The 12,047-nt window shown below is 69.2% G+C and carries 12 protein-coding genes; 4 read left to right on the forward strand and 8 right to left on the reverse strand.

Going from position 1 to position 12,047, the window contains the following annotated elements; all coding sequences use genetic code 11:
- Positions 1-13 precede the first annotated feature (13 nt).
- From grxD to QM701_RS07290, 8 genes are all read right to left on the reverse strand, one after another.
- Positions 14-337, reverse strand: coding sequence for a Grx4 family monothiol glutaredoxin (gene grxD / locus QM701_RS07255; protein ID WP_415166419.1), 324 nt, complete (start codon positions 335-337; stop codon positions 14-16).
- 31 nt (positions 338-368) lie between these two features.
- Complete coding sequence (prmC, locus tag QM701_RS07260; RefSeq protein WP_415166420.1) at positions 369-1,229, reverse strand: peptide chain release factor N(5)-glutamine methyltransferase; 861 nt, start codon at positions 1,227-1,229, stop codon at positions 369-371.
- Entirely contained in the window at positions 1,219-2,301 is a 1,083-nt protein-coding gene (gene prfA, locus QM701_RS07265; RefSeq protein WP_415166421.1) for a peptide chain release factor 1, read from the reverse strand. Before prfA ends, prmC begins: the two co-directional genes overlap by 11 nt.
- A gap of 2 nt (positions 2,302-2,303) precedes the next feature.
- Positions 2,304-3,557 (reverse strand): glutamyl-tRNA reductase, encoded by a 1,254-nt coding sequence (hemA, locus tag QM701_RS07270; protein WP_415166422.1) that lies wholly within the window; start codon positions 3,555-3,557, stop codon positions 2,304-2,306.
- 107 nt (positions 3,558-3,664) lie between these two features.
- The gene (locus QM701_RS07275) at positions 3,665-4,810 is read right to left on the reverse strand and encodes a YbdK family carboxylate-amine ligase (RefSeq protein WP_415166423.1); all 1,146 of its coding nucleotides are present in this window, start codon (positions 4,808-4,810) and stop codon (positions 3,665-3,667) included.
- Positions 4,807-6,081, reverse strand: a complete 1,275-nt coding sequence (locus QM701_RS07280; RefSeq protein ID WP_415166424.1) for a cation:proton antiporter — start codon at positions 6,079-6,081, stop codon at positions 4,807-4,809. The genes QM701_RS07275 and QM701_RS07280 overlap by 4 nt, the downstream gene beginning before the upstream one ends.
- Positions 6,082-6,166: 85 nt before the next feature.
- On the reverse strand, positions 6,167-6,958 hold the full coding sequence (locus tag QM701_RS07285) for a gamma-glutamyl-gamma-aminobutyrate hydrolase family protein (RefSeq protein ID WP_415166425.1): 792 nt from the start codon (positions 6,956-6,958) through the stop codon (positions 6,167-6,169).
- Between the two features lie 336 nt (positions 6,959-7,294).
- The gene (locus tag QM701_RS07290) at positions 7,295-8,191 is read right to left on the reverse strand and encodes a LysR substrate-binding domain-containing protein (protein WP_415166426.1); all 897 of its coding nucleotides are present in this window, start codon (positions 8,189-8,191) and stop codon (positions 7,295-7,297) included.
- A gap of 210 nt (positions 8,192-8,401) precedes the next feature.
- Here QM701_RS07290 and QM701_RS07295 point away from each other — a divergent pair, with 210 nt between their 5' ends.
- The 4 genes from QM701_RS07295 (at position 8,402) to QM701_RS07310 (ending at position 12,046) form a co-directional block, all read left to right on the forward strand.
- Positions 8,402-9,151 (forward strand): SDR family NAD(P)-dependent oxidoreductase, encoded by a 750-nt coding sequence (locus tag QM701_RS07295; RefSeq protein WP_415166427.1) that lies wholly within the window; start codon positions 8,402-8,404, stop codon positions 9,149-9,151.
- Positions 9,152-9,291: 140 nt separating this feature from the next.
- A complete protein-coding gene (locus QM701_RS07300; protein WP_415166428.1) occupies positions 9,292-10,230 on the forward strand; it encodes a TRAP transporter substrate-binding protein in 939 nt (312 codons plus the stop codon).
- Positions 10,230-10,790 (forward strand): TRAP transporter small permease, encoded by a 561-nt coding sequence (locus tag QM701_RS07305; protein WP_415166429.1) that lies wholly within the window; start codon positions 10,230-10,232, stop codon positions 10,788-10,790. The genes QM701_RS07300 and QM701_RS07305 overlap by 1 nt, the downstream gene beginning before the upstream one ends.
- Entirely contained in the window at positions 10,787-12,046 is a 1,260-nt protein-coding gene (locus QM701_RS07310) for a TRAP transporter large permease (RefSeq protein ID WP_415166430.1), read from the forward strand. The genes QM701_RS07305 and QM701_RS07310 overlap by 4 nt, the downstream gene beginning before the upstream one ends.
- The last annotated feature ends 1 nt before the right edge of the window (position 12,047 follow it).

Consider the following 12,047-nt stretch of genomic DNA (forward strand, 5'->3'; position numbering starts at 1 on the left):
CGCCGCGACAAACTCAGTCCGGAGCCGCCAGCCCTTCGAGCAGTTGCTGCAGCTCGCCGCTCTGGTACATCTCGCGCATGATGTCGCAGCCGCCGACGAACTCGCCGCGCACGTAGAGCTGCGGAATGGTCGGCCAGTCGGAGAAGGCCTTGATGCCTTCGCGGATCGCCGGCTCCTCGAGCACGTTGACGCTGAAGAACAGCGGCAGGTTGCAGGCCTGCAGGATCTGCACCGCGGTGGCCGAGAAGCCGCACATCGGCGCGCGCGGCGTGCCCTTCATGTAAAGCACCACCGGATGGCCGGTTACCTGTTCCCTGATGATTTCCTGTACGTCCATGTGAAAGAACCTCTCGTAAAAAAGAAAAATTTCAGGCGGGCCGCCGGCCGCCGCTGACCCGCTCTATGCCCGCGTCGTCCCGCCACGAGGCCGTTTCCAGGAAACCGGCCCGTTCCAGCAGCTTGCGCACTTCGACCGCCTGATCGTAGCCGTGTTCCACCAGCAGCCCGCCGCCGGGCGCCAGGTGCGCCGCCGCCCCGGCGACGATGCGGCGGAGGCAGGCCAGCCCGTCGCCGCCCGCGACGCCGTCGGTGAGCGCGTGCGGCGGCTCGAACGGCAGGCCGTTCAGCGCGAGGTGCGGATCGCCGTCGGCCACGTACGGCGGATTGGAGACGACGAGGTTGAAACGCTCATCGCCGAGCGGCGCGTACCAGTCGCCCTGCAGGAAGCGCACCGTTGCGCCGTGCCGCGCCGCGTTGGCCCGCGCCACGTCGAGCGCGGCGGCGGAGACGTCGACCGCCGTCACCGCGGCGCGCGGACAGCGGCGCGCGAGCAGCACCGCGACGATGCCGGAGCCGGTGCCGAGGTCGACGACGCGCAGCGCGTCCAGGCCCCGCGCCGCCAGCGCCTGCGCCGCGAGATCGACCAGCAGCTCGGTCTCGGGACGCGGGATCAGCACCGCCGGGCCGACCGCGAACTCCAGGCCGCCAAACCACGCGCTGCCGACGAGATAGGCCAGCGGCTCGCCCGCCGCCCGGCGCGCGGCGAGCTCGGCGAAACGCGCGGCTTCGGCCGGCGTCATGGCGCGTTCGGGGTGCGCGATCAGGTCGGCGTGGGTGCAGCCGCAGACGTGTTCCAGCAACAGCCGGGCGTCGAGCCGCCCGATGCTCCCGCCGGCCTGACGCCACGCCTCGCCCAGGCGCGCCGCCGCGCGGCGGCAATCATCCGGCATCGGCCAGCGCGGCCAGCTGCTCGGCCTGGTGCTCGGTGGACAGGGCGTCGATCACGTCGTCGAGGTCGCCGTCCATGATCGCGTCGATCTTGTACAGCGTCAGGTTGATGCGGTGGTCGGTCACCCGGCCCTGCGGGAAGTTGTAGGTGCGGATGCGCTCGGAGCGGTCGCCGCTGCCGATCAGGCTCTTGCGCGTCGAGGCGATCCGGGCGTGCTGCTCGCGCTCCTGCGCGTCGCGGATGCGCGCGACCAGCACCGCCATGGCCTGCGCCTTGTTCTGGTGCTGCGAGCGGCCGTCCTGGCATTCGACGACGATGCCGGTCGGCAGGTGGGTGATGCGCACCGCCGAGTCGGTCTTGTTGATGTGCTGGCCGCCGGCGCCGGAGGCGCGGAAGGTGTCGATGCGCACGTCCGCCGGGTTGATCTGCACGTCTTCGAGCGCGTCGGCTTCGGGCATCACCGCGACGGTGCACGCCGAGGTGTGGATGCGCCCCTGCGCCTCGGTCTCCGGCACGCGCTGCACGCGGTGGCCGCCGGATTCGAACTTGAGCCGCGAATACACGCCGGCGCCGGCGATGCGCGCGATGACTTCCTTGTAGCCGCCGAGCTCGGCCTCGCTCGCCGAGACCACCTCGACCTGCCAGCGCCGGCGCTCGGCGTAGCGCGTGTACATGCGGAACAGGCTGCCGGCGAACAGCGCGGATTCGTCGCCGCCGGTGCCGGCGCGGATTTCCAGGAAGACGTTGCGTTCGTCGTTGGCGTCCTTGGGCAGCAGCAGCCGCTGCAGTTCGAGTTCGAGCGCCGGCAGGCGGTCCCGCGCCGCCCGCACTTCCTCCTCGGCCAGCTCCTTCATCTCGGGGTCGGCCAGCATGTCCTGCGCCGACGCCAGATCGGCCTCGGCCTGCTGCCACTCCTTGTACAGCGCGACGACCGGGCCGACTTCGGCGTGTTCGCGCGTCATCCGGCGGAACTGGTCCAGGTCGCGCGTGGCCTCGCCGCTGGCCAGGATGCGGTCGAGTTCGTCGAGCCGGCCGACCAGGCTCTCCAGCTTGTCGCGAATGCTTTGTTTCATCGTCAGTGCGGGTCGTGATGCAGGTTGAACAGCTTGGCCACCAGCGCGCGCAGCTCGCCGCGGTTGCCCTCGGACTGGTTCAGGGCCTGCGTCGGGGCATGCAGGTATTTGTTGGTCAGGCGGTGCGACAGCTGTTCGAGCACGGCGGCCGGCGCCTCGCCCCGGGCCAGCAGCTTGAGGGCGTGCTCCATCTCGTGGCGGCGCACGCGCTCGGCGTTGTCGCGCAGGACCCGGATGAGCGGCACGCTTTCGCGCGTCTGCAGCCAGTGCAGGAAGTCGTCCACGCGCAGGTCGACGATGGCCTCGGCCTCGCTCACCGCCGACTGCCGCGACTCGCGCCCGGACTCGACGATCTGCGCGAGGTCGTCGACCGTGTAGAGGAAGACGTCGTCGAGTTGCCCGACTTCGCGTTCGACGTCGCACGGCACCGCCAGGTTGACCATGAAGATCGGCCGGTGCCGGCGCGCGCGCACGGCCCGCTCGACCAGCCCCAGTCCGATGATCGGCAGCTGGCTGGCCGTGCAGGAGACGACGATGTCGAATTCGGCGAAGCGCTCGGCCACGTCCTCCAGGCGGATGGCCGTGCCGCCGCATTTCTCGGCGAGTTCCCGGCCGCGGTCGACAGTGCGGTTGGCGATGACGATGCGCTTCGGGTTCTGCGCCGCGAAATGCGTGGCGCACAGGCCGATCATCTCGCCGGCGCCGATGAACAGCACGTTCTGCTCGGCGATGCTGCCGAAGATGCGTTCGGCGAGGTGCACGGACGCCGCGGCCATGGACACGATGTTGGCGCCGATGGCGGTGCCCGAGCGCACGTCCTTGGCCACCGAGAACGATTGCTGGAACAGCTTGTTCAGCGTGGTGCCGAGCGCACCGGCCTCGCGCGCGATGCGCGCCGCCTCCTTCATCTGGCCCAGGATCTGCGGCTCGCCGAGCACCATCGAATCGAGCCCGCTGGCCACCCGGAAGGCATGGCGCACCGCCTCGCGGTCGGGGTGGGTATACAGGTAGGGCTCGATCTCGCGCAGGGGCACGTGCCGGTATTCCGAGAGCCAGCTCGCCGCGGCGCGCGGATCGTCGGCCTGGCAATACAGTTCGGTGCGGTTGCAGGTTGACAGGATGGCCGCTTCGAGCACCCGCCCGCTGCCGGCCAGGTCGCCCAGCGCCAGGCGCAGTTCCTCGGCGTGAAACGCCACCTGCTCGCGCACCGTGAGCGGCGCCGTGCGGTGGTTGATGCCGAGAGTGAAAAGCGCCATGCCGTCGATGGATCAAGGAGGTTGCGCGGGGTTGCGAATGCCCGCGGAAGGGAGGCGATTATAGCACCCGCCCCCGGCCGATCCGGCACGCGGAGGCGGGCGCGAACTCAGGCGGTGGACGGGCGCGTGGCGGCAAAGCGTTCGGCGGAATCGCGCACCACGTCGTTCAGGTTCTTGTGCGCGACCTGCCGGGCGCGCAGCCAGTCCGAGCCGGTCGTGCCGGCGAGCAGCGCGGTGCGCAGCACGTCCAGCCAATGCCGGCAGCCGAGCGCCCTGGCGTCGTCGCCGAGCGCGTCGAGCAATTCGCGGAGGATCGTGCGCAGGTCCTCCTGGGCGCGCTTCTGCGGGCAGGAAATCCGCGCGTCGAAGCCGTAGCGGCAGGCCTGGAACTTGTTGTAGCGGGCCACCTGCAGCGCGCCGCCGGCGTCGAAGGCCGGCCGCTCGCGCAGCAGCTTGCGCGCCAGGCACTGCGCGAACGCCGCCAGCGCGGCGGCCTGCACGATGTCGAGCGGCGTGTCGCAGACGCGGATCTCGACCGTGCCGTATTCGGGCTTCGGCCGGATGTCCCAGTACAGGTCCTTGATGCTGGCGACGATGCCGCAGTCGCGCAGGAATTCGAAATGCGCCAGGAAGCCGTTCCAGTCCGCCAGTTCCGGGCACTGCCCGCTGAGCGGGAAGGCCGACACGGCGTTGAGGCGCGCCGACTGGAACAGGGTATCGACGCCGTCGACGTACGGCGAGGACGCCGACAGGGCGATGAAGTACGGCACGTAGGGGCCGAGCGCCTGGGTCAGCCACACCGCGTCGTCGGCGCTGGCGCAGCCGATGTGGATGTGCTGGCCGAAGACGGTGAACTGCTTGGCCAGGTAGCCGTAGCGTTCGTAGGTCATTTCGTAGCGCTCGCCGGGCGAGATGCGCCGGTCCGGCCAGGAATGGAAGGGGTGCGTGCCGCCGCCGCAGAGGGCGATGTTGTTGCGCGCGCATTGCTCGACCAGCAGGCCGCGCAGGGCGTCGAGATCGGCGGCGATGGCGTTGACCGAGGCGCGCGCCTGCGTGTTGATCTCGATCATGCTCTCGGTGATCTCCAGCTTGACGTCGCCGTTGGCGCCGTCGTGCTGCGCGGCGCGCAGCAGGTCCGAGGCGCCGCGCGTCAGGTCGTAGTCGCGCGTGGTCAGCAACTGCAGTTCGAGCTCGACGCCCAGCGTCAGCGGCTCGCTGCGCGTGAACTCCAGCGTATCGTTGGTATCGCTCATAGGGTCCCTCCGGGAATTTCTTTTTCAACCGCCGTCTCGCCGGCGCGGTTCAGGGCGAAGCGGCACAGGATCGGACCGGCCACGTCCATGATCGCCGCGGCGAAGAAGGCCAGCTGCAGCGAGGCGTTGCCGATCTCCGGGTAGAGCCGGCCGGCCTCGAAAACCATGAACACCGCGGTGGCCGACAGCGGCTGGATGCCGACGCCGGCCAGCAGCCGCTTGCCGACCGGCAGGGTGCCGCCGGACAGCGCCATGGCCAGCAGCTTGGCCGCCGCGCGCACCAGCAGCAGGCCGAGCGCCTGCACCACCAGCAGCCAGGAGGCGTCGCGCCACTGCAGCGAGGCGCCGACCACCACGAACAGGATGATCGCCAGCATCCAGTGCCCTTCCGGCAGGCTGGTGTAGCTGAGCACCCGGTCCTCGTCGCGGAAGGCCAGGATGACGCCCATCAGGAACAGCGTGAGGAACACCGGCACGCCGAGCATGCGCGCCACGCCGACCGCCAGCAGGGCCATCGCCACCAGCACGAAGACCTGCGCCAGCGAACGCTTGGGCAGCTGGCCGGCGATGACCAGCGCCAGGCGCGAGGCCAGCCAGCCGATCAGGCAGGCGCCGCCGCCGGCCCACAGCGGATGCACCAGCGTGACCACCCACGAGAGTTCCTGCTGCGCGTGCACGATGCCGAGCACGACCACGAAGATGATGAAGGAGGCGGCCGAGCCGAGCGCCGAATACATCATGACGCGCTCGGTGACCTGCCCCTGCGCCCGCGATTCCTCGATGATCAGCAGCACCACGGCCGGCGCCGAGGCCATGGTCACCGCCGCCGTCGCCGCAGCCCACGCCGGTTCGAGCCCGACCGCCAGGTAGGCGAACCAGTAGATCGCCATGAACGACAGCACCACGTCGCTCACGCTGCCGCGCAGCAGGTCGCGGTTGCGCAGCAGCCAGCGCAGGTCGAGGCGGCGGCCGGCTTCGAGCAGCAGCAGGCCGTGCGCCGCGTCGGCGATCGGCCGCAGCTGGGCCAGGATGTCGGTGTTGATCCAGCCGAGCAGCGGCGGCCCGAACACGGTTCCGGCGACCACGTAGCCGAGCACGCGCGGCCAGCCCCAGCGGCCGCGCAGCCACTCGGCCACCAGCAGGCCGGTGACCAGCAGCAGGCTGAGCAGCGCCAGCGTGTCGATCCGCGCGGGAAACGGCGGCAGGAAGTACAGCGTGTCCTGCAGCGCCGTCCAGGCGTCGCGGAAGGGGGCAAGGAAGGATGCAATCATCTTCGGTCACTCCTTGATGGTGATCGGCAAATCGTTCGTATCGAGCCGGCCGGCGGCCGGCCGCCGCGTTCTCCCCGCGGCACGCTCACCAGCGGCGTCCGCGCGCGGCGGCAAGGAACTCGTCGAGGATCGGCGTGCAGTCGAGCAGCTCCGACGATCCCGGCGGGTGGAACTCGGGATGCCACTGCAGGCCGAGCACGTAGGGTTTGGTTTCCAGGCGCACGGCCTCGATCACCTCGTCGTTGACGCTGGTGGCCTCGACGCGCAGGCCGCGCCCCAGCGTCTTGATCGCCTGGTGGTGGATCGAGGTCACCCGGCCGCCGGTCATGCCCGGATACAGCTTGGCGAACGCCGACGACCCGCTCCACGTGACGCCGTGCGCGTGGCGGTCGAAATCCTCATGCACGTGCGAGGCGGCGTTCTCGACCTGCAGCACGATGTCCTGGTGCAGCGTGCCGCCCAGCGCCACGTTGATCAGCTGCGCGCCCCGACAGATGCCGAGCACCGCCTTGCCCGACTCCATGAACTCGTGCAGCAGCTCCATCTCGTATGCGTCGCGCACGCGGTCGCCGGCCCAGTCCGGATGCAGCGGCTCCTCGCCGTAGCATTGCGGCGAAATGTCCGCGCCGCCCTGCAGGACCAGGCCGTCCAGGTACTCCGCGTAATCGCTGAGGCGGATGCTGCTGCGGTGCACCTGGCCGTCGCCGCTGACCGACGGGATCATGAACACCATCACGTCGCGCGACATCACCCAGTGCGCGACCGACTGTTCGAGGTATTGCAGGGACTTGGACTGGATGCCCCGGGCGCCGGCCTGGGGATGGTAAATCCTGGCCGACAGGCCGATGCGCAACGGACGCTTGCTCATGATCGCCATGATCTCCTTTCCGGGTCGGGCCGGCGGCGCGCCATCCCTCGCGCCCGCCCCGCGGCGGCGTCCGACGGCCCGCCGGACGGCTCGCGCACCTCTTTTTTAAACATCCGCGCCGCCGGCCGTCGCGGCCGCGCCCGCGGAGAAGAACCGGAGCCGCATCGCGCCACGCGCCGCCTCCGCCTGCACGCTCCGCGCCGGGGATCGGCGGAAGGATTCGCGCGCGGCCGCAGCCTGCCGGCCCGGCCTGGAAACGGCGCCCGCAGCGGCTCCGTCGGTTTGAAAGGCTCAAACTTAATCGAAGACGCGGCCCGGCGCAACCTGCCGGACGCTTGGGAAAACTCACTCGGCGGGCGTCGTTTCCGCCTGCCCGCGCATCCAGGCCGTGAACTGCGCGACCTCCGGGCGCTGGGCGTGGCGCTCGGGATAGACCATGAAATGCGCCTTGATCGGCAGCGACCAGGCGGGGTGGAACACCGGCCGCAGCCGCCCGGCCTCGATGTGCTGCGAGGCGAGCCGGTCGCTCTCCAGCGCGATGCCCAGGCCCTGCATGGCGGCCTCGATCGACATCGAGGCGCGGTCGAAGCGGAAGGCGAAGCGCTCCGGGATGCCGATCAGCGAACGGCTGGCGAACCACGCGGGCCATTGCACCAGGTTGACCGTGGACTGGATCAGCGGGCGCTGCAGCAGGTCGGACGGCACGTACACCGGCAGGCGGGCGAGCAGGTCCGGGCTGGCCAGCGGCAGGATGCGCTCCTCGAAGATCGGCTCGACGACCAGGTTCGGCCACTCCGGCACGCCGTAGCGGATATCCACGTCCACCTGCCCGAGCGCGAAGTCCGAATGCACCGGCGAGGCCGACAGCGACAGCGAAATGTCGGGAAAGGCGCGCACGAACTGGCCGAGGCGCGGCATCAGCCAGAGGCTGGCGATGCTGGTGCTCGAATGCACGTAGAGCGCGTTGCGCACGCCCTTGCGCACGTCGTTGGTGGCGTTGCCGATGGCGCCGAGCGCGCCGGCGACGCGCTTGAGGTAGCTCTCGCCCGCGTCGCTCAAGGTGATGCCGCGCGGCGTCCGCTCGAACAGCAGGAAGCCGAGGAACTGCTCCAGCTTGGCGATCTGGTGGCTGACCGCCGAGGGCGTCAGGTGCAGCTCCTCGGCGGCCCGCGCGAAGCTCAGCCGCCGCGCGACCGTCTCGAAAGCCACCAGCGCCGAAAGAGGGGGAAGATCGGTCCGCATCGCGCGCTCACCTCATGAAAAATATTCAACCGGTGTTCAAAAAACATCGTTTGTGTTCATGTCACAAGGCGGGGATTATCTGCGCCAGCACACGACCAAAGCAACCGGCCGGAGGGTCGCGGCGGGTGCCGGCGGCGGTTCCGCGCCGCTGCCGTGACCGTGCGTCCCCGGCCATACCGACACCGAACCACCCAGAAAAAAGGAGCAAGGATGTTACTAGCAAACCGCGTAGCGATCGTCACCGGCGGCGCCGGGGTCAACGGACTGGGTTTCGCCTCGGCCCGCATGATGGCCGAACAGGGCGCCAAGATCGTCATCATCGACCTGGCCGCGGCCAGCCCCGACAAGGCGGCGGCGCTGCTCGGCGGCGAACACCTCGGGCTGGCCGCCGACATCACCGACAAGGCGCAGTGCGAGGCCGCCGTGCGGCAGGTGCTCGACCGCCACGGCCGCGTTGACGTGCTGTTCAACAACGCCGGCATCACCCAGCCGCGCAAGACGCTGGACATCACCGACGCCGATTACGACGCGATCCTCGACGTCAGCCTGCGCGGCACGCTGCACATGTCGCAGGCGGTCATCCCGGCCATGCAGAGGCAGAAGTCGGGCTCGATCATCTGCACTTCCTCGGTTTCAGCGCAGCGCGGCGGCGGCATCCTGGGCGGCCCGCACTACTCGGCGGCCAAGGCCGGCGTGCTCGGGCTGGCGCGCGCCATGGCGCGCGAGTTCGGACCGGACAACATCCGCGTGAACTGCATCACGCCCGGCCTGATCGCCACCGACATCAACAAGGGCAAGATTCCCGAAGACCGCCGCGCGTCCATCCTCGAATCGATCCCGCTCGGGCGCATCGGCGACCCCGACGACATCGGCGGCGTCTGCCTGTTCCTGGCCAGCGACCTGTCGAAGTACCTCACCGGCGTCACGCTGGACGTCAACGGCGGCATGCTGATCCACTAGCAACGCAAGGTTGTTTGCAGGGCCCTCGCGTGGCCGATCCATCCGGCCACGCCTTTTCTTCAACTACAAGCGCCCTCACCACGGCGCACAGGAGGAATCAAACGATGACACGCAACCGACTTGGTTTTTTTGTGGGGCTCATGGTTTTTGCTGGGGTGGCGTTCGCGCAGCAGCCGATCAAGGTCACGCTGGGGCACGGGGCGGCGCCGGGCAATCCGCGGCATGAGGCCGCGATGCGCTTTGCCGAGCGGGTCAAGGAGAAGACCGGGGGACGGTACGAAATCTTCGTGGCGCATTCGGCGATGCTGGGCGACGACGCGGCGATGGTCACCGCGCTGCGCTCGGGCTCGCTCGACATGTCGGCCAACAGCCAGGGGCCGGTGGCCGCGGTGGTGCCGGAGTACGCGGCGCTCGGGCTGCCCTTCCTGTTCGCCGACATCGAGAAGGCCTGGACGCTGCTCGACGGCGCGGTCGGCAAGGAGCTGGCCGACAAGACCGCGGCCAAGGGCATGGTGGTGCTCGGCTACTGGGACAACGGCATCCGCCAGATCACCAACAGCAAGCGCGCGATCAAGGCGCCGGCCGACGTCAAGGGCCTGAAGATCCGCACCCCGGCCGATCCGGTGACGGTGGACATCATGCAGGCGCTCGGCGCCGACGCGCAGCAGATCAAGTTCGCCGAACTGTACGTCGCGCTGCAGCAGGGCGTGGTCGACGGCCAGGAGAACCCGCTGACCAACATCGTCTCGTCCAAGCTCTACGAAGTGCAGAAATACCTGTCGCTGTCCGGGCACAAGTACGAGGTCACGCCGTTCCTGATGGGCAAGCGCGCCTGGGACAAGCTCAACCCGGCCGACCAGAAGGTCTTCCAGGAGGCGGCGGCCGAAGCCACGCAGCTGCAGCGCAAGCTGTCCAAGGAAGCCGACGAGAAGCTGCTGGTCGAACTGAAAGGCAAGGGCGTGCAGATCGACACGGTTGACCGGGCGCAGTTCGTCGCCGCCACCAAGCCGGTGTACGACAAATGGACCACCGGCCCGATCGGCGATTTCGCCAAGCGCGTCGTGGAAGCGGCCAAGTAATGGAGCGCGCGTCGCAACCGTACCCGCCCGGGGCCGACGCGCGGCACGCGCCGCCGGCCCTGGCGCAGGCCCTGCGCGGGCTCAACGCCGTCATCGGCGCGCTGTGCCGCGGCGTGCTCTACCTGACGATGAGCGTGGTGTTCGTCATCCTGAGCGTGAACGTCGGCCTGCGCTACGCGGCGGGCACCAGCCTGTCGTGGGCCTCCGAGCTGCCCGAGATGATGTTCCCCTGGCTGATCATGGCCGGCGTGGTGCTGGCCGCGCAGCACGGCTCGCACATCGCCGTGGTGATCCTCACCCAGCGTTTCCCGGAGGCGCTCCGCCGCTGGGTGCTGAGTTTCGGCTCGCTGATCGTCGTCGGCATGTACGCCTACCTGGTGGTGCAGGCCTGGCCGCTGATGGAAATCGCGCACGACGAGAAGACGCCGATCATGCAGGTGCCCGGCTCGGTCACCGTGTGGGCGCTGATGCTCGGCTTCTCGCTGCTCGCCGTGGTGGTGCTGTCCCGCCTGTACGGCCTCTGGCATCCCGAGCACGATTCCGCAGGAGGGCACTCATGACCGCCATCATCATCACCCTGTTCGTCCTCGCCGCGCTGATCTCGATCCCGATCGCGCACGCCCTGGTACTGGCCGCGGTCGGCGGCCTGCTGATCATCGACCGCGTGCCGGTGCACCTGGCCATCGAGCAGATGATCAACCAGATGCAGAGCTTCCCGCTGATCGCCATCCCGTTCTTCATGCTCACCGGCGCGCTGATGGTCAGCGGCCGGCTCGGGCAGAGCCTGGTCAACCTGCTGTCGATGATGATCGGCCGGGTGCACGGCGGCCCGGCGCAGGTCGGCGTGCTGTCCTCGACGATCTTCGGCGGCGTCTCCGGCTCGGCGGTGGCGGACGCCTCGGCGATCGGCTCGATGCTCATTCCGTGGCTGAAGAGCCTGGGCTATCCGGCGCCGTTCGCCGCCGGCACGCTGGCCGCGGCGGCGACCATCGACATCCTGATCCCGCCGTCGATCCCGATGATCATCTACGCGCTGGTCTCGGGCGCGTCGATCGGCTCGCTGTTCGTCGCCGGCATCCTGCCGGGCCTGCTGATGTGCGCCTGCTTCATGGGCATCTGCTACGTGCAGGGGCGCCGCCGCAACTTCCCGCGCGACACCACGCCGTTCTCCTGGGACGCCTTCTGGGTGCTGTTCGGCCAGGCCGGGCCGGCGCTGGCGATGCCAGTGCTGATCATCATCTTCCTGCGCTTCGGCATCGCCACGCCGACCGAGGTCAGCGTGATGTCCACGCTCTACGCGCTGGTGGTCTCCGGGCTGGTCTATCACGACCTGACGATCGTCAAGATCAAGGCGGCGCTGGTCGAGGCGGGCATCGCCACCGGCGTGGTGCTGCTGATCATCATGGCTTCCAGCGTGGTCGGCTGGGTGGTGACCTACGAGCAGTTGCCGGCGCTGTTCACCACCTACGCCACCGAAACCCTGCGCTCGCCCTGGCTGATCATCCTGGCGATGAACCTGATCATGCTCGGCACCGGCATGTTCATCGACCTGCCCGCCGCCGTGCTGCTGCTCACGCCGATGTTCGTGCCGCTGGCTTCCGCCGTGGGCATGGACCTCATCCAGCTGGGCATCATGATGATCGTGAACCTGTCGATCGGCCTCTACCACCCGCCCATCGGCACGACGCTGTTCATCACCAGCTCGATCGCCAAGGTGCGCATCGGCGACGTCGTTTATGAACTCGTCCCCTTCTACGTCGTCGCCTTCCTCCTCCTTCTCGGTTTCGCCTACCTGCCCTGGCTGACCATCCACTGAA

This window comes from Propionivibrio sp., from assembly GCF_047602565.1.
In the GTDB taxonomy this organism is placed as follows: Bacteria; Pseudomonadota; Gammaproteobacteria; order Burkholderiales; family Rhodocyclaceae; genus Propionivibrio.